The sequence below is a fragment of the Sphingomonas montana genome, assembly GCF_001956315.1.
In the GTDB taxonomy this organism is placed as follows: domain Bacteria; phylum Pseudomonadota; class Alphaproteobacteria; order Sphingomonadales; family Sphingomonadaceae; genus Sphingomonas_R; species Sphingomonas_R montana.
The window spans coordinates 55606-72454 of record NZ_MOLY01000042.1 but is presented as its reverse complement, the minus strand read 5'-3'; the positions used below and the strand labels follow the sequence as shown (position 1 = coordinate 72454).

Below are 16849 nucleotides of genomic sequence, written 5' to 3'. Positions count from 1 at the left end.
CTACGGGGCCGGTCGCCCGGCCCCGCGCGGCGTCATGCCTTGCGGCTGGTCTCGAACAGGAACCAGGCGCGCTCCTCGGCCTGGTCGGTCCAGTCGTCCAGAATGCCGCTGGTCGCATTGTCCTTGGCTTCGTCGACGATGTCCTTGGCCTCGCGCAATGCCTGCACCAGCTGGAGATTGTCCTCGCGCAGCTCCGCCAGCATGTCGTCGGCGCTGACGAACGGCTTGTCGTTGTCCTGGATCGTCTGGCGGCGCGAAATGTCACCGATCGACCGCAGCGTCACGTTGCCGGTCTTGCGTACCCGCTCCGCGATCGCATCGGTCGTGCCCAGGATCTGTGCGGCCTGGTCGTCCAGCATCAGGTGATAGTCGCGGAAATGCGGGCCGGACACATGCCAGTGAAAATTCTTGGTCTTCAGGTACAGCGCGAAACTGTCCGCCAGCACGCCGTTCAGTGCGTCGGCCACGGTCTTCGCGTTGGTCGTGGCGATATCGGTCGGGGTCGCCAGTTTGGGTTCGGGCGTGTCGGCCATGATGCGTCTCCAGATGTTCGGTTCGGGTCCCCAACGATCGAACCCCGCCGCGGTCGCATCCCGTCCGGTCGAATATTTTCGATCGCCCTGATCGGCGAGGGTCAGATCAGCCGCAGCGCATCCAGCCCGAACCCCAGGCCGGCCAGGATCAGCACGACGCCGATCCCGATCCGTACCGCCCGCAACGGCACGACATGGACGAACCGCCGGCCCAGCATCGCCGCGGGCACCGCCGCCGCCAGCACGCCCAGTGTCGCGCCGATCGCCGCCAGCACCGGCGACGCGCTGCGGGCGGACAAGGCGAAGGTCAGGAACTGCGTCTTGTCGCCGATCCCCGCGGCCAGCAGCACCGCGAGGCTGCCCGCGAACGCGCCCAGCCGCGGCGAAACGGTGAGTTTGGGCGTCTTCGGCCGCGCCAGTGATCCGATCCCCGCCGACAGCAGCGCCAGCGCCGCCATCAGCGACAGCGCCCGGAACGGCACCATGTCATGCACCACGGCCCCGCCCGCGGCACCGATGCCCGTACTGACCAGCGCGGCAAGCCCGGCCGCCGCCAGCACGCGGCCCTGTCTTCCCGGAAACCGCATGCACAGCAGGATGACGAGCAACTGGCTGCGATCGCCGATCTCGGCCAGCCCGCACGCCACGAAGGCGCTCAGCAACGCATCCATCTAGAGGATCAACGTCCGGGTCAGTCCGCGAATCGCACGCTGATCGACGCCAGCAACGCATGGACGGCATTCTCGTCGCCCGGCGCGCACCCGCACGCCTCGCGCAGGCCACCCAGGTAGGGCCGGATCAGCGCGGCCCGCCCGTCGCGCGCGATCGCGTTCGCCAGTTCGGTCGCGACCCCCACCACCGCGGACAGCCCGTGCAGCCGCGCCGTCCCGCGGATCTCGCCCAGCCGCTGCATCAACCGGTCCAGCGACAGGGTCGACAGGTCCGCCTCCAGCGCCACGATCCGCCCGCACAGGCGCGTCGAAACCGGCACGTCGCCGTCGTCAATCTGCTTATAAGCGGTCGCCATCGCGTCCTCCCCTTGACGCCCCTCGTGCGCCCGCACCGGTTAGCGTCCGATTAAGACGCGCCCGCGACATTGCCCATGTGGCGGCTCCGGACGGCACGCCGCGGACTTGACTCTGCCACGCGTCTCGCCCAAAGGACCCGGCATACAGGCGGCGGCAACGTCGCCTTCTTTTTTTCGCGTTCGCAAAGGTTCCGGGTCATGGCAAAGCCGACCACCGTCAAGATCAAGCTCGTCAGCACCGCCGACACCGGCTTCTTCTACGTCACGAAGAAGAACCCGCGCACGCAGACCGAGAAGTTCTCCTTCCGCAAGTACGACCCCGTCGTGCGCAAGCATGTCGAGTTCAAGGAAGCCAAGATCAAGTGATCCATGGTCCGGCGCCCGTCGGACCCTAGATCATTCTCGCGCAGGCGGGGATCAAGACGAAAAGCCCGCTCGGCATTCGCTTTCATAAGCACAGGTCGGGCGGGCTTCGTGTGTTCCTCCTGGAACGTCATCCGACGAAAGCCGGGATCTCTCTTCGGTGGCAGGACGACCAGGCACCACGACACTTCGGCCTGCACCGGGACGACGAGCGAACGGCGGGAACGACCACCGAGTGCCGCCTAAAGTAAGGCCTGCACCGACCCCACGAATCGCATCACCGATATCGGTTTGGACACATAGGCCTGCGCGCCGGCCTTGCGGATCCGGTCCTCGTCGCCGTGCGCGGCGTAGGCGGTCACTGCCATGATCGGGATCCTGCGCAACGCCGCGTCCGCCTTCATCAGCCCGATCAGTTCCAGCCCGCTGACATGCGGCAGCTGGATGTCCATGATGACCAGGTCGGGTGCGAAGTCGCGCGCTGCGGCCAGCGCCTCGCGCCCGTCGCTCACCCCGCGCGCATCATAGGCATGCGCACGCAAAAGGTCGCAGAACAGCTTGAGGTTCAGCTCGTTGTCCTCGACAATCAGGACTTTCTTCGTCACCGCACCCCTCACGTTCCGACGATGGGATTAGAGGATGGCGGCAAAGGATACAATGAACCCTGACGGGGCGGCGGCGCTTGCGCTGAACGCGCTGGTCTGGACGCTGGGGGAGCCGTCACGCGCGGACCGACTGCTCGCGCTCACCGGGCTGGACCCGACCGATCTGCGCACCCGCGCGAACGATCCGGCCGTGCTCGGCGCGGTGCTGGGCTTCCTCGAATCGCACGAGCCGGACCTGATCGCCTGCGCCGAAGACCTCGGCGTCGCGCCCGACCGGCTGGTCCGCGCCAACGCGTTGCTGTCCGCATGAGCCGCCCGCTGCTTATCACCGACTGCGACGAGGTGCTGCTCCACATGGTCACCCATTTCGGGGCCTGGCTGGATGCGGAACATCAGCTCGATTTCCAGCCGCGCGGCGGCCACTTCACCGCCAGCACACGCCGCCGAGGCGACGGCACGCCGTTTCCCGACGAACAGCTCTGGCCGCTGCTCAACGGCTTCTTCGAAACGCAGATGCATCGCCAGACGCTCGTCCCCCATGCGGCCGAGGCGCTGGCCGCAATTGGCGAAGTCGCCGACATCGTCGTGCTGACCAACATCCTGCCCGACTGGCATGCGGGCCGCGTCGCGCAACTCGCCGCGCACGGCATCCGCCACCGCGTCGTCTGCAACCAGGGCGGCAAGGGCACCCCGGCGCGCACGCTGATCGATGAATTCGCGCCGTCGGCCGCCGTGTTCGTCGACGACCTCGCTGTCCACCACGCCTCGCTCGCCGAACATGTGCCGCAGGTCTGGCGGCTCCACATGGTGTCCGAACCCATGCTCGCCCCCGACGTCCCCCCCGCCCCGGCCGCCGACGCCCGCATCGACGACTGGCGCGAAGCGAAGGACTGGATCCTGGCGCGATTCGAAGAAGGGCATCGGAAGTAGCGGACGGAGCAGGAAGCCATCGAGCCCCTCTGCTTTAGTGGAGAGGCTAAGAGCCCCCCCCCAAATCACCCTTGACCCACCCGTCCCCCCATCCGAAAGACTGCTACCCATGACCATTGATACCCGCCTCGCCGAACTGGGCATCGCCCTCCCCGAAGCCGCCGCGCCCGTCGCGGCCTATGTCCCCGCGGTCGAGGCCGCCGGCCTGCTGCATCTGTCGGGCCAACTGCCGTTCGAGGACGGCCAGCTGATGACCGGCTATGTCGGCGGCAACCGCGATGCGGAATATGGCAAGAGAGCCGCCGAACGCTGCGCCGTCATGGTGCTGGCCCAGGTCAAGAAGGCGCTCGGCTCGCTCGATCGGGTCGAACGGATCGTGAAGCTCGGCGTGTTCGTCGCGTCCGACCCCGCCTTTACCGGCCAGCCCGCGGTCGCCAACGGCGCGTCCGAACTGATGGTGTCGGTGTTCGGCGATGCCGGCCGCCATGCGCGCTCCGCGGTCGGCGTGCCCGTCCTGCCGCTCGGCGCGGTGGTGGAAATCGACGCGGTCATCGCAATCCGTCCGGCCTGATCCTTACCGGCGGTGCCCGTTCCCGATCCGGCGCGCACCGCCTTCCTCCGCGCGCAACCCTTCGCGCATCGTGGCCTGCACGGCGACGGACGGATCGAGAACAGCCGCGCCGCCTTCGCCGCGGCCATCGCTGCCGGATACGGTATCGAGTGCGACGTGCAGGCCAGCCTCGATGGCGAGGCGTTCGTTTTCCACGATACCGATCTCGATCGGCTGACCGACCGGTCCGGCCCGCTCGCCGCGCGCACCGCCGCCGTGCTCGACGGCATCCGCCTGTCCGGCAGCGCGGAGCCGATCCCCACGCTGTTCCAGCTCCTCGCCCGCACGCTCGGCCGCGTCCCCGTGCTGATCGAGGTCAAGACGCCGGCATCCGACATCCTGCCCATCTGCCGTGCCGTCGCGCGTGAACTCGACGGCTATCGCGGCCCGGTGGCGGTCATGTCCTTCCACCCGGGCGTCCCGCGCTGGTTCCGGCGCAACGTGCCCGCCATCGTCCGCGGTCTGGTGGTCACCGAAGAAGGGCGCCGCGGCCCGGCGCACGACATCCGCCGCGCCCTTGCGCTGGCGCATGCGCGACCCGATTTCCTCGCTTATGATATCCGCAGCCTGCCCAGCCCGTTCGCCGCACGTGCCCGCGCCCGCGGGATGCCCGTCTTGACCTGGACGGTACGCGATGCGGCGGCCGAACGCACCGCCGCCGCTTATGCGGACGAAGTGATCTTCGAAGGCGTCCACCGATGACCGGCACGCAGCAGGCCGGTCCCGAAACCGGTTTCGTCGCACGCATGGCGGGTGGTCTTGCCGACTTCAGCGCCGCCGACTGGGACGCCTGTGCCGGCACCGACAACCCGTTCGTCGGCCACGCCTTTCTCTCCGCGCTGGAAGATGCCGGCTGCGCGCAACCGCGCACCGGGTGGCAGCCCGTCCCCGTCGTCATCGACGGTCCGGACGGCCGCCCCGCCGCCATCGCGCCCGCCTATGCCAAGAGCCACAGCCAGGGCGAATATGTGTTCGACCATGGCTGGGCCGACGCGTTCGAACGGGCCGGCGGTCAATATTATCCGAAGCTCCAGATCGCCGTCCCGTTCAGCCCCGTCCCCGGCCCGCGCCTCCTCACCCGCGACCCCGCACTCCGCGTCCCGCTGGTCAACGCGATCGCCGCCGTCGTCGACCGGCTCGGCCTGTCGTCCGCGCACGCGACCTTCGTGGCGGAGGACGAAGTTGCCGTGTTCGAAGCCGCTGGCTGGCTGATCCGGGCCGACCGCCAGTTCCACTGGACCAACGACGGCTATGCCAGCTTCGACGATTTCCTGGCCGCGCTGGCCAGCCGCAAGCGAAAGGCGATCCGCAAGGAACGCGCCGCCGCAGTGCAGGGCCTCGACATCGTCCACCTGACCGGCGCAGCAATCACGGAGGCGCATTGGGACGCCTTCTGGCTCTTCTACCAGGATACCGGGGCCAGGAAGTGGGGCCGCCCCTATCTGAACCGCCGCTTTTTCTCGCTTCTGTCGGAACGGCTGGGCGACCGTGTCCTGCTGATGCTGGCACTGCGCGATGGCGTGCCGATCGCCGGGGCGCTCAACCTGGTGGGGGCCGACACGCTCTACGGCCGCTATTGGGGCTCGACCGAGGACGTCCCCTTCCTCCACTTCGAACTCTGCTATTATCAGGCGATCGATGCCGCCATCGCGCGCGGCCTGGCGCGGGTCGAGGCGGGCGCGCAGGGCTCGCACAAGCTGGCGCGCGGCTACGCCCCAGCCGTCACCTGGTCCGCCCACTATATTCCCGACCCCGGCTTCCGCCGCGCGGTCGCCGCCTATCTCGACGCGGAACGCGCCGCGGTGGCGGAGGATATCGAGGAATTGGACGAGATGACCCCGTTCAAGAAGGGCTGACGATGCACCGCCACTAACCGTTCATCCCGAGCGAAGTCGAGGGACCCTTCGAGCGAAGCCGAGAAGCCACCAGCACCACAGGGCCAAGCTCTGGGGAAGCTTCCCCTTTCACCCACCCGTCCGGTTCGGCCCTGTCGAAAACCCTGCCCGGCCCGGCCAGCACTCTCGACAAGCCCGAACCGGACCGCACGCCGTCAAGCCGCCGCCCGCATCGTCAGCCCCAGCCAGGCCCGCGCCGCTTTCTGCGCATTCGCGATCTCGCGCGCGGTCATGTCCTCGGCGATCTCCGCCCGGCATTCCTGCCCCCGCCGGCTGCCGCCCAGTGCCGCCAGGTTGAACCATTTATGCGCCTCGACCAGATCCAGGTCGATCCCGCCCGCGCCGGACGAATAGGCCATGCCCAGATCGAAATAGGCATCGATGTCGCCCCGCGTCGCATCCGCGATCCGGCGCTCCATCCCGAAAGTCCCCGTCTCCAGGCTATATCCCATGTGCCGTTCCCCGTTGTGACGCGAGTCGTCAGGGCTGGAAACATGAGGCCCCACGCGCAAACAAGTGGTTAACGGCGAAGGCCGCTGCGAACGCAGGCGGCGTCAACCGGACAGATGCGCTGTCACCCCGGACTTGATCCGGGGTCCCGCTGCCTTCAAGCGCAACAGAACAGGCGGGATCCCGGATCAGGTCCGCAATGACGTTGGCAAGACCCGTCCACCCCGAGCGAAGTCGAGGGACCGGTCGAGCGCAGCCAAGACGGTCGACAGCGCTCCCCCGGCTACGCTCGGGAAAGTGCCTCGACCGCGCTCGGCATGGACGGTCGTGAGGTTGAACATTTGAAGAGCCTACTTACTCCACTGCCACCGCCAGATTGTCGATCAGCCGCGTCGTCCCGATCCGCGCCGCGGCCAGCAAACGCAGCGGGCGCCCGTCGACCGCCACGACCGGCACCAGCGTTTCCGCATCGCACAGCGTGACATAATCCACGCTGCCGAACCCGCCGTCCAGCAAGCGCCGCTCCGCCGTCGCCATCGCCTGCGCCACATCGTCCCCCCGCGCGATCGCCGCCGCCGCCTCGCCCAGCGCGCGCGGCATCGCCCGCGCCGCCGCCCGCTGTTCGTCGTCCAGATACGCGTTGCGCGACGACAGCGCCAAACCGTCATCCTCGCGCTGCGTCGGCACGCCGACGATCTCGACGGGCACGTCCATGTCCGCCGCCATCCGCCGGATCACGGCCAGCTGCTGCCAGTCCTTCTCCCCGAACAGCGCGACGTCCGGCCGCACCTGGTTCAGCAGTTTCGCGACCACCGTCGCCACCCCGTCGAAATGCCCCGGCCGCGCCGCGCCGTCATGGCGTTCGCTCACCCCGCCCACCGACAGGCTGCTCGCGAAGCCGGCCGGGTACATCGTCGCCACGTCGGGCGCCCACAGCACGTCCACCCCGCCCGCATCCAGCATCGCGGCATCGGCCGCCTCCCGCCGGGGATAGGCGGCCAGATCCTCGTTCGGTCCGAACTGCGCCGGGTTGACGAAGATCGACACCACCACATGGTCCGCGCGCCGCCGGCCCGCATCGACCAGCGCCATGTGCCCCGCATGCAGCGCGCCCATCGTCGGCACCAGCGCCACGGTCTTTCCAGCCATGCGCCAGCCGGCCGTCACTTCGCGCAGGCCTTGCACGGTACGAATGATTTGCACCTTGGGGTGGCCTCCGATAGGGCTGACGACAGGGCTGATACGCGTCCTTTGGGGGCCGCGGCGGACGAGATCAAGGGGGCGGGGCATACCCGCGAACGGCTTTTGCAGACAGCGCATCTCATCGTCTTCGCCAATGAAAAGGGTGGGTCGGGCAAGTCCACCACCGCGGTCCATACCGCCGTCGCGCTGGCCGCGGCTGGTCGCCGGGTGGCGACGCTCGATCTGGATCATCGCCAGCGGACGCTTGGCCGCTACCTGGAAAACCGCATCGCCACCATCAAGCGGACGGGAATCGACCTGCCCCTGCCGCATGTCGAGACGCTCGATCCGGCCAAGGGGCCGCAGGTCGGCGAACGGATCGACGAACTGCGCGGGCAGGTCGATATCATCGTCGTCGACACCCCCGGCCGCGACGACCCCGCCGCCCGCGCCGCGATCGAACGGGCCGACACGCTGGTCACGCCGATCAACGACAGTTTCATCGACCTCGACCTGATCGGGCAGGTCGATCCCGACAGCTACAAGATCAAGCGCCCCAGCTTCTACGCCGAAATCGTGTGGGACGCGCGCAAGGTCCGCGCCAAGACCGACGGCGGCACGGTCGACTGGGTCGTGCTGCGCAACCGGTTGCAGCATATCGAGGCGCGCAACATGAAACGCGTAGCCTCCGCCCTTGCCGAACTCAGCAAGCGCGTCGGCTTCCGCGTCATCCCCGGCCTGTCCGAACGCGTCATCTACCGCGAACTGTTTCCCAAGGGGCTGACGCTGCTCGATCTGAAGGCGATCGGCGCCGACGCCGGGATCGCCCATGTCGCCGCCCGCCAGGAACTGCGCGAGATGATCGCTGCCCTGGCACTTCCCGACCGGGTGCAGGCGGCGGCCTGATGCTCCTGCTGCTGCTGGCCGCGGCCGCCATCGCCTTCTGGGCGTACAAGGACGGATCGCTCAAGACGCTGCGCTATGCCGATGTCGCCGCCGGCATTGCCGCACTGGTCGGGATCAGCCTGCTGAAGGGCAACCCCGCGCTAGGCTTGCTGGCACTCGGCGGCGCGGGCGGCTGGGTCTGGTTCCGCAAGCAAACGCCTGTCCGCGCCGCCATGACCGAGACGGAGGCGCTGGCCCTGCTCGAACTGCCGATCGGCGCGGATGCGGACCGGATCCGTGCGGCCCATCGCCGGCTCATCGCCCGCGTCCATCCCGACCACGGCGGCACCAACGATCTGGCACGTCGCGTCAATCTCGCCCGCGACACGCTCCTCGCGGTGACCCCGGCCGGGCCGTCCTCCCGCTGACCCCCCGCCCGCCGACCCACCGCTTCGCGCCATCGATTCTGCGCGAATATGACATTCGCGGCATCGTGGGCGATACGCTCCATGCCGCCGACGCGGTCGCGGTGGGGCGCGGCTTCGGCACCGTCGTCGCGCGTGACGGCGGAACCCGCATCGCCGTCGGCCGCGATGGCCGGACGCACAGCCCGATGCTGGAAGACGCGCTCGTCGCCGGCCTGCTGGCAAGCGGCTGCGACGTTGTCCGGATCGGCGTCGGCCCAACGCCCATGCTGTACTTCGCCGAAACCGTGCTGGGCGTCGATGCCGCGGTCATGGTCACCGGCAGCCACAACCCGGCCTCGCACAACGGTTTCAAGCTCGTCCTGCGCCACCGCCCCTTCTTCGCGGACGATATCCAGGCACTCGGCGCGCTGGCGTCCACCGGCGACTGGACAAGCGGGGCCGGCACCGCGACCGACATCGATATCGCCGATCGCTATGTCGATCGGCTGCTGGCCGGGGCCGATACGTCCACATTCCGGATCGGCTGGGACGCGGGCAACGGTGCCGCAGGCGCCATCGTCGAATCGCTCGCCGCCCGTCTGCCCGGCACGCACCGCCTGCTCTTCACCGCCATCGACGGCACCTTCCCCAACCATCACCCCGATCCGACGATCGACGCGAACCTCGATGCGTTGCGGACGCTCATCCTGTCCGAACGGCTCGATTTCGGCGTTGCGTTCGATGGCGACGGGGACCGGATCGGCGTGATCGACGCGTGCGGCCGCACGCTGCCGGCCGACCGGCTGCTCGCCATCCTGGCCGAACCGCTGCTGGCCGACCATCCCGGCGCGACCGTGATCGGCGACGTCAAGATGTCGCAGACGCTGTTCGACCGGGTTGCCGAACTGGGCGGCGTGCCCGTCATGGGCCGCGCCGGCCACGCCCCGATGAAGCAGCGGATGCGCGAAACCGGCGCGCTGCTGGCCGGCGAACAGAGCGGCCACATCTTCTTCGCGGACGACCATCCCGGCTATGACGACGCGCTCTACGCCGCGCTGCGGCTGATCCGTACGCTGGGTCGCGCGCGCCGGCCGCTGGCCGATCTGGTCGATGCGCTGCCCGTCCGCGTCGCCACGCCCGAACTGCGCTTCGCTTCCCCTGAAGATCGCAAGTTCGTGGTGGTGGCGGAGGTGGCGGCGCGGCTGGCGGCGACCGGCGCGGCGGTTGACACGACGGACGGCGTCCGCGTCACCACGCCCGACGGCTGGTGGCTGCTGCGCGCCTCCAACACGCAGGATCTGCTCGTCGCCCGGGCGGAGGGGCGCGACCAGCCCGGCTGCGACCGCCTGGTCGCGGAACTGAACAGGCAACTGGCGGCCAGCGGCGCATCTCCCGCTACCTGACCCGCCGTCCGGCCGATGGCGGAACCCCCGGCCGCCCCGCCGGGTTACCCCTTCACCAGATCCGGAGACCTGCCATGTTCCGCCCCGCCACCGCGCTACTCATCCTCGCCGCGACCGCCGCGCCCGCCGCCGCGCAGCTCTCCGGCGGCACCGCCTCGACCGGCAGCGTCTCCGCGACCAACGCCGGTTCGGGATCCTCGAGCAGCAGCCTCGGCATCGGCCTGGGCAGCGGATCGTTGTCGGGCAGCACATCGACCGGGGCGGCGAGTGCCATTCCCAATGTCGGCGGCACCGGTTTCGGACAGCCCGGCACCCCGATCGGGTCGCAATCTTCGCTCAGCGCACGCATCAATGCCCGCGCCGGCATCGGCACCGCGTCGCGGCTGAACACGCGCCTTGCCACCGGCAGCGCGGGCTATGGTGGCGGCAGCGGCGGTGCCGCTAACGGCAACAACGCGGTTGCCGGGCTGTCGTCCGGTACGACGCTATCGAACGCCGGCCAGCCGTCCGGCGCGCCGCTCGGCTCCGGCAACTGATCGCGTCCCACCACTGAAGACTTGTCTCGTCCCTCCACGCGCCCCATCTTGCTGCAACGCAGCGAAGGCCCGTACATGATCGAAGCTTCTACCCGCCATGGCGGCCCTGCCCACCCCGGCATGGGCTTTCGTCAATTCGTCGCGTTCGTCGCGGGGATGATGGCGATCAACGCGCTTGGCATCGACATCATGCTGCCCGCTTTGCCCGCCATGTCGGACGCGCTCGGTATCACGATCGAGAATCAGCGGCAGTTCATCATCGCGGCCTATGTCCTGGGCTTCGGCGCGGCACAGCTCGTCTACGGGCCGCTGTCCGACCGGGTCGGGCGCAAGCCCGTCCTGCTGGTCAGCCTGTCGCTGTTCGCGGTCGCCAGCGTCGCCGCCACCTTCGCCACCGACTTCACGACGATCGTCCTTGCCCGGCTGCTCCAGGGTGTGGTGGCCGCATCGTCGCGCGTTCTGGCGGTATCGATCGTGCGGGATTGCTATTCGGGTCGCCAGATGGCGCGCGTGATGTCGCTCAGCTTCATCGTGTTCCTGGCCGTCCCGATCCTGGCTCCCAGTATCGGGCAGATCATCCTGTTCGCCGGGCCATGGCCCTGGATCTTCTATTTCCTGGCCGCCTTCGCGATCGGCATCGTCCTGTGGGGTTGGTTCAAGCTGCCAGAGACCCTGCACCCGGAATATCGCCGGCCGATCTCGGCACGGTCCATCCTGTCCGCCGCGCGCGAAGTCGTCACCAACCGCTATGCGCTGGGCTACACGCTGGCGACCTCGCTGCTGTTCGGCGGCCTCATGGGCTATATCAATTCGGTGCAGCAGATCTTCGCCGACGTGTTCCAGCGGCCGGCAATCTTCACCACCGTCTTCGCGGCTACCGCCGGCACGATGGCGGTCGGTTCGTTCTTCAACTCGCGGATCGTCGAACGGCTCGGCACGCGCCGGGTGTCACACACGGCTCTCCTGTGCTTCATCGCATTCAGCGCACTGCATCTGGCGGTCGCCGCCGCGGGCTATGAAACGGTCCTGAGCTTCGCGGTGCTGCTTGCCGCCACAATGGGCTGTTTTTCGCTTGCGGCCTCCAACTTCGGATCGATGGCGATGGAACCGGTCGGCCATATCGCTGGCACGGCGTCCTCGATCCAGGGTTTCGTCTCCACCACCGGCGGGGCGCTGGTCGGCCTGCTGATCGGGCAGAGTTTCAACGGCACCACGATCCCGGTCGCGGCCGGTTTCTTCTTCGCCGGCCTCGCTTCGCTCGGCGTCGTGCTCATCGTCGAACGCGGCCGGCTTTTTCAGGCCCGCAATGCCCCGGTCACGGTGCCGGCCCCCGCCGCCTGACGCTTCCACCCCCGCCGGCGCGTCGCTATACCGCCTTGTATGCCGAACATTCCCCTGCACATCGCCGTCATCGGCTCCGGCGCGATCGGCGGCACCGTCGCCGCCTGGCTCGCCCAGTCGCCGGCGCACCGCGTCACGCTCTGCGTCCGCACCCCGCTAAACGATCTGCAGGTCGATACCCCCGGTGGCCGGATCACGGCACGACCACAGGTCCTGACCGACCCCGCGCAGGCGACGCCGGTCGACTGGGTCCTGACCACGACCAAGACCTACGACACCGCCGGTGCCGCCCGCTGGATCGACGCGCTGGCTGGTCCGGCCACCCGCGTCGCCGTGCTCCAGAACGGCGTCGAGCACCGTGACCGCTTCCCTGCCGTCTCGGCCGACCGGCTCGTGCCGGTCATCGTGGACATCCCGGCCGAACGCGACGCCCCCGGCCGCATCCGGCAGCGCCGCACCGGCACGCTGACGGTCGCGGACGACGCCGCCGGCCGCGCCTTCGCCGCGTTGTTCGCCGCCACGCCGATCACCACTGTCCTGACCGATGACTTCGCCACCGCCGCCTGGGCCAAGCTGGCGATCAACTGTGCCGGGGCGGTCAACGCGCTCACCCTGCTGCCCGCCGGGATCGCGCAGGACCCCGCCGTCGCCGGTGTGATGCGCGCGCTGGTAGCCGAATGCCTTGCGGTGGGCCGGGCGGAGGGCGCGAACCTCCCCGACACGCTGCCCGACGACGTCGTCGCCGGTACTGTTGCGGGTCCGGCCGACGGCATCAACTCGATCCACGCCGACCGCGCCGCCGGCCGCCCGACCGAGGCCGACGCCCGCAACGGCGTCATCGCCCGGCTCGGCGCGCGTCACGGCATCGCGACGCCCCTCAACGCCATGGCCGCCGCCCTCCTCGCCACCCGCGCGCCCTGACCGTGCCGTACGGGCGGCCAGCCTCTGTCCCGCGATAAGGGCTTCCGGCATCCCGGACTTGATCCGGGATGACGACTGGTTGGCCCGTCACCGGATCAAATGGAATCGGGGCTGGAGTGAAGCCATGCGATGCGGTCGCGCTGCAAACCGGATCGCAACCGCCCCACCAACCCCGAACAGCAAAAAGCCCGCATCACTGCGGGCCTGCTGGAAGAATGGTGGAGCCGTGGGGGATCGAACCCCAGACCTTCGCAATGCCATCGCGACGCTCTCCCAGCTGAGCTACGGCCCCATATCCTGTCCGCCGGCTGGGAACCGGCGGGATGGGCGCGCTCTACGAAAGCCGGCGCGCCCCTGCAAGCATTAATTCTCGTCTTCGTCCGCAGGTGCTGCAACACCGATATCGTCGTCGCCGCCCAGGTCGACATCGTCGTCGGGGCTCGGCTCGGCATCCTCGTCGACTTCCAGGTCCTCGCTCAGGTCCGAATCGTCCTTTTCCTCGACGACCTTCTTCGGCGCGTCATAGGACAGCGGCTGCTTGGACTTCAGCACGCTTTCGGGTTCGAACTGCGTCGCGCATTCGACGCAGGTGACGGGATCGTCCTTGCCCAGGTCGTAGAACCGCGTCCCGCACTTCGGGCAGGTCCGCTTGGCGCCCCATTCAGGCTTCGTCATGGATGGTTGCTCCGCAAAAAGGGAAGCGCGCCGAAAGCGAAGAGCCGTCGACGCGAATTGCCGCGCGCCTTGCCACAGCCCCATGCCCCTGTCAAAGCCGCGCCCCATGCATGCTCCCGCCCTTCGGCCTGTCCCCTCCCCTGCGGCCTTCAGCGCCGATGGCCCGCTCACCGGCCGCGTCCGCGTGCCCGGCGACAAGTCGATCTCGCACCGGGCGCTCATGCTCAGCGCGCTGGCGGTCGGCCGCAGCACGATCGACGGCCTGCTGGAGGGCGAGGACGTCCACGCCACCGCCGGCGCACTCCGCGCCATGGGCGCCACCATCGTGCGCACCGACGGTGAAGAGGGTGTCCGCTGGACCGTCGACGGCGTCGGGGTCGGCGGCCTGCTGCAACCCGCCACCGCGCTCGACATGGGCAATAGCGGTACGTCGACCCGGCTGCTGATGGGCCTCGTCGCCAGCCACCCGATCACCGCCACCTTCGTGGGCGACGCTTCGCTCAGCAAGCGGCCGATGGGGCGCGTCATCGATCCGCTGTCGGCGATGGGCGCGGACATCACCGCCAGCCCCGGCGGCCGGCTCCCGCTCATGGTCCGCGGACTCAGCCCCGCCGTCCCGCTCGACTACCGGCTCCCCGTCGCCTCGGCGCAGGTGAAGTCCGCGGTGCTGCTGGCGGGGCTCAACACCCCGGGCATCACCCGCGTGATCGAACCCGTGCCGACCCGCGACCATAGCGAACGGATGCTCGCCGGCTTTGGCGCGACCGTCGATCTGCATACCGACCCGGACGGCATCCGCACCATCGCCGTCCATGGCGAGGCCGAGCTGAAGCCGCAGCATATCGTCGTCCCCGGCGACCCCTCCTCCGCCGCCTTCCTGGCCGTGGCCGCGCTGATCGTGCCCGGCTCCGACGTCCGGATCGAGAATGTCGGGATCAACCCGACCCGCGCGGGCCTGTTCGGCGTGTTGCAGGCGATGGGTGCCGACCTGACCTTCCACGACATGCGCACCGTGGGCGGCGAACCGGTCGCCGACATCGTGGTGCGCGCCTCCCCGCTCGCCGGCACAGACGTCGCGGCCGATATCGCGCCGTCGATGATCGACGAATATCCCATCCTGTTCGTCGCTGCCGCGCTTGCGCAGGGCCGCACCACCCTGCGCGGGCTGGAGGAGCTGCGCGTGAAGGAATCGGACCGCATCGCCGCCATGGCCGCCGGCCTCCGCGCGATCGGTGCCATGGTCGAGGAACTGCCCGACGGCCTGATCATCGACGGCCGCGACGGCGCGCCCTTCCCCGGCCTCCCCCCCGGCGCAGCGGCCGTTCAGACGCATCTGGACCACCGTATCGCAATGAGCTTCGCGGTCGCCGGTCTCGCCGCCACCGGTCCCGTCGTCGTCGACGATATCAGCCCGATCGCGACCAGCTTCCCGACCTTCCCTGCCCTGCTGGCCGCGCTCGGCGCGCGTTGCGACACGGCGCGATGAGCCTGCCCGGCGCCGCCTGTCCGGCCGACCGGCCCGCGCCGTCGACCCGCGCCCTGCGCGTCGCGGTGGAGGGCGGGTCGCTCCATGTCCGGATCGACGGCGACCTCGCGTCCGCCCGCCCACCGCTGCTGCTCGTCCATGGTGGCCCCGGCGGGTCGCATGCCGGGCTGATCCCGGCCGCGGCACTCGGCCACGACCGCGCCATCATCTTCTACGACCAGCTCGATTGCGGCCGTTCGGACCGGCCCGGCGACCCCGCGCACTGGACGCTCGCGCGCTTCGTGGCGGAAATCGCGGCGATCCGCACGGCGCTCGGGCTCGATCGGCTCCATCTGCTGGGGCATAGCTGGGGTGCGACGCTCGCGCTCGAACATGCCGCCCGCGCACCCGGCGTCGTCAGTCTCGTCCTGATGGGGCCGCTCGTCTCGACCGCCGCCTGGCTGGCCGACGCCGCCACGTTGCGCGCCCGCCTGCCTGCCGACGTGCAGGCCGTGCTGACCGCCTGCGAAGGGCCGACCCCGCCCCCGGCCGCCGCGTGCGCCGCCGCCACCCGTGCCTATTATGACCGCTACTGGCGGCTGCGCGATCCCGATCCCGTCGTCACCGCCTACGAAGCAGCGATGCCGCACTGCTTCACGCCCGCGCTGTACGAGGCGATGTGGGGGCCGAGCGAGTTCCGCGCCACCGGCACGCTGGCCGACCATGACGGCACCGCCCGGCTGGCCGAACTGCGCTGCCCCACGCTGTTCCTGATCGGCGACTCGGACGAGATAACCGAACCGACCGCGCGCCGCTTTGCCGCCATGGTTCCGGGCGGGGCCGAAACGATCGTCGTGCCCGGTGCCGCCCACCGGCTGCAGAACGACCGGCCCGACCTGTTCGTGGCGCATCTGCGCGACTGGATGCGGCTGCACGACGGAGACCCAGCATGATTATCGCCGTCGACGGTCCGGCCGCATCGGGCAAGGGCACCATCGCCCGCGCGCTCGCCGCACATTACCGGCTGCCCTATCTCGACACCGGCCTGCTCTACCGCGCGGTCGGCACCAACGTGCTGCGCGGCGGCGGCAACCCGTCCGACCCGGACGATGCGCTCGCCGGCTGTCGGTTCGACGACCTGCTGCTGTGCGATCCGAAGCTGCGCTCCGAGGATGCCGGCGCCACCGCCTCGATCGTTTCCGCCCATCCGGCGGTCCGCGCCGCGCTGGTCGAACGACAGCGCGATTTCGCCGCGCGGCCCGGCGGCGCGATCCTTGACGGGCGCGACATCGGCACCGTCATCGCGCCGCATGCCGACGCCAAATTGTTCGTCCGCGCCAGCCCCACCGTCCGCGCGCAACGCCGCCATGCGGAGATGGCCGGCATGGGGCAGCAGGTCTCGGTCGACACGCTGCTCGCCGAGATCCGCGAGCGCGACCGGCGCGACAGCACGCGTGATACCGCCCCGCTGGTGCAGGCCGCGGATGCCGACTTGCTGGATACCAGCCTTTTGAGTATAGAGACGGCCGTCCAGCGGGCGATCGCGCTCGTGGATGCCCGGATGGCCGCGCGCTAAGCGCGCCGGCTGACAGGCGCGTCAGGCTCCGGTCCACGGACCGGC

Annotated in this window: 22 protein-coding genes and 1 tRNA gene; 15 read left to right on the top strand and 8 right to left on the bottom strand. The window is 69.6% G+C overall.

Translation table 11 applies throughout. From position 1 onward, the window contains the following. Positions 1-32 precede the first annotated feature (32 nt). The 3 genes from BKY59_RS12585 to BKY59_RS12575 form a co-directional block, all read right to left on the bottom strand. Positions 33-533, bottom strand: a complete 501-nt coding sequence (locus tag BKY59_RS12585; protein ID WP_076072010.1) for a Dps family protein — start codon at positions 531-533, stop codon at positions 33-35. Positions 534-634: 101 nt separating this feature from the next. After that, the gene (locus BKY59_RS12580; protein ID WP_076072006.1) at positions 635-1204 is read right to left on the bottom strand and encodes a TMEM165/GDT1 family protein; all 570 of its coding nucleotides are present in this window, start codon (positions 1202-1204) and stop codon (positions 635-637) included. Between the two features lie 20 nt (positions 1205-1224). Then, positions 1225-1560, bottom strand: a complete 336-nt coding sequence (locus BKY59_RS12575) for a hypothetical protein (protein WP_076072004.1) — start codon at positions 1558-1560, stop codon at positions 1225-1227. A gap of 198 nt (positions 1561-1758) precedes the next feature. Between BKY59_RS12575 and rpmG the strand changes: the two genes are divergently transcribed. Next, positions 1759-1926, top strand: coding sequence for a 50S ribosomal protein L33 (rpmG, locus tag BKY59_RS12570; RefSeq protein ID WP_025560997.1), 168 nt, complete (start codon positions 1759-1761; stop codon positions 1924-1926). 239 nt (positions 1927-2165) lie between these two features. On the opposite strand, the gene BKY59_RS12565 is transcribed toward rpmG, so the two are convergent. Next, the gene (locus tag BKY59_RS12565; RefSeq protein ID WP_076072001.1) at positions 2166-2528 is read right to left on the bottom strand and encodes a response regulator; all 363 of its coding nucleotides are present in this window, start codon (positions 2526-2528) and stop codon (positions 2166-2168) included. A 52-nt stretch (positions 2529-2580) separates the two neighbouring features. Between BKY59_RS12565 and BKY59_RS12560 the strand changes: the two genes are divergently transcribed. From BKY59_RS12560 to BKY59_RS12540, 5 genes are all read left to right on the top strand, one after another. Next, entirely contained in the window at positions 2581-2838 is a 258-nt protein-coding gene (locus BKY59_RS12560) for a DUF3572 domain-containing protein (protein WP_420822095.1), read from the top strand. Next, positions 2835-3458 carry a hypothetical protein gene (locus tag BKY59_RS12555; protein WP_076071996.1) on the top strand — a complete coding sequence of 208 codons (624 nt, stop codon included), beginning with the start codon at positions 2835-2837 and terminating at the stop codon, positions 3456-3458. Before BKY59_RS12560 ends, BKY59_RS12555 begins: the two co-directional genes overlap by 4 nt. 109 nt (positions 3459-3567) lie before the next feature. Beyond that, positions 3568-4029: a RidA family protein gene (locus BKY59_RS12550; protein WP_076071993.1), complete on the top strand. Its 462-nt coding sequence runs from the start codon at positions 3568-3570 to the stop codon at positions 4027-4029. 12 nt (positions 4030-4041) lie between these two features. Next, positions 4042-4770: a glycerophosphodiester phosphodiesterase family protein gene (locus BKY59_RS12545; RefSeq protein ID WP_076071990.1), complete on the top strand. Its 729-nt coding sequence runs from the start codon at positions 4042-4044 to the stop codon at positions 4768-4770. Next, positions 4767-5924: a GNAT family N-acetyltransferase gene (locus BKY59_RS12540; RefSeq protein WP_083672116.1), complete on the top strand. Its 1158-nt coding sequence runs from the start codon at positions 4767-4769 to the stop codon at positions 5922-5924. Before BKY59_RS12545 ends, BKY59_RS12540 begins: the two co-directional genes overlap by 4 nt. Before the next feature lie 194 nt (positions 5925-6118). On the opposite strand, the gene BKY59_RS12535 is transcribed toward BKY59_RS12540, so the two are convergent. Both BKY59_RS12535 and panC read right to left on the bottom strand, forming a co-directional pair. Further along, positions 6119-6415, bottom strand: a complete 297-nt coding sequence (locus BKY59_RS12535; protein WP_076071988.1) for an SEL1-like repeat protein — start codon at positions 6413-6415, stop codon at positions 6119-6121. Between the two features lie 352 nt (positions 6416-6767). Continuing rightward, entirely contained in the window at positions 6768-7616 is an 849-nt protein-coding gene (gene panC, locus BKY59_RS12530) for a pantoate--beta-alanine ligase (protein ID WP_076071985.1), read from the bottom strand. 102 nt (positions 7617-7718) lie between these two features. Here panC and BKY59_RS12525 point away from each other — a divergent pair, with 102 nt between their 5' ends. The 6 genes from BKY59_RS12525 to BKY59_RS12500 all read left to right on the top strand — a co-directional run bounded on the left by BKY59_RS12525 (position 7719) and on the right by BKY59_RS12500 (position 13088). Then, positions 7719-8501: a division plane positioning ATPase MipZ gene (locus BKY59_RS12525; protein ID WP_076072391.1), complete on the top strand. Its 783-nt coding sequence runs from the start codon at positions 7719-7721 to the stop codon at positions 8499-8501. After that, positions 8501-8908, top strand: coding sequence for a J domain-containing protein (locus BKY59_RS12520; protein WP_076071983.1), 408 nt, complete (start codon positions 8501-8503; stop codon positions 8906-8908). The genes BKY59_RS12525 and BKY59_RS12520 overlap by 1 nt, the downstream gene beginning before the upstream one ends. Next, positions 8905-10290 (top strand): phosphoglucomutase/phosphomannomutase PgmG, encoded by a 1386-nt coding sequence (gene pgmG / locus BKY59_RS12515; protein ID WP_076071980.1) that lies wholly within the window; start codon positions 8905-8907, stop codon positions 10288-10290. The genes BKY59_RS12520 and pgmG overlap by 4 nt, the downstream gene beginning before the upstream one ends. 74 nt (positions 10291-10364) lie before the next feature. Next, a complete protein-coding gene (locus BKY59_RS17790; RefSeq protein ID WP_076071979.1) occupies positions 10365-10826 on the top strand; it encodes a hypothetical protein in 462 nt (153 codons plus the stop codon). Between the two features lie 75 nt (positions 10827-10901). Next, positions 10902-12167 (top strand): multidrug effflux MFS transporter, encoded by a 1266-nt coding sequence (locus BKY59_RS12505; protein WP_240500092.1) that lies wholly within the window; start codon positions 10902-10904, stop codon positions 12165-12167. Positions 12168-12206: 39 nt separating this feature from the next. Then, a complete protein-coding gene (locus BKY59_RS12500; RefSeq protein ID WP_076071974.1) occupies positions 12207-13088 on the top strand; it encodes a 2-dehydropantoate 2-reductase in 882 nt (293 codons plus the stop codon). A gap of 216 nt (positions 13089-13304) precedes the next feature. Here the strand turns inward: BKY59_RS12500 and BKY59_RS12495 are convergent. Together BKY59_RS12495 and BKY59_RS12490 are read right to left on the bottom strand one after the other, a co-directional pair. After that, positions 13305-13380, bottom strand: a tRNA-Ala gene (locus BKY59_RS12495). 71 nt (positions 13381-13451) lie between these two features. Further along, a complete protein-coding gene (locus BKY59_RS12490) occupies positions 13452-13763 on the bottom strand; it encodes a TIGR02300 family protein (RefSeq protein WP_076071971.1) in 312 nt (103 codons plus the stop codon). A 106-nt stretch (positions 13764-13869) separates the two neighbouring features. Here BKY59_RS12490 and aroA point away from each other — a divergent pair, with 106 nt between their 5' ends. Genes aroA through BKY59_RS12475 form a run of 3 tightly spaced genes read left to right on the top strand, consistent with a single transcriptional unit; the run spans position 13870 to position 16804 of the window. Further along, a complete protein-coding gene (aroA, locus tag BKY59_RS12485) occupies positions 13870-15249 on the top strand; it encodes a 3-phosphoshikimate 1-carboxyvinyltransferase (protein WP_076071969.1) in 1380 nt (459 codons plus the stop codon). Then, positions 15246-16181, top strand: coding sequence for a proline iminopeptidase-family hydrolase (locus BKY59_RS12480; RefSeq protein WP_076071967.1), 936 nt, complete (start codon positions 15246-15248; stop codon positions 16179-16181). Before aroA ends, BKY59_RS12480 begins: the two co-directional genes overlap by 4 nt. Beyond that, a complete protein-coding gene (locus BKY59_RS12475) occupies positions 16178-16804 on the top strand; it encodes a (d)CMP kinase (RefSeq protein WP_076071965.1) in 627 nt (208 codons plus the stop codon). The genes BKY59_RS12480 and BKY59_RS12475 overlap by 4 nt, the downstream gene beginning before the upstream one ends. The last annotated feature ends 45 nt before the right edge of the window (positions 16805-16849 follow it).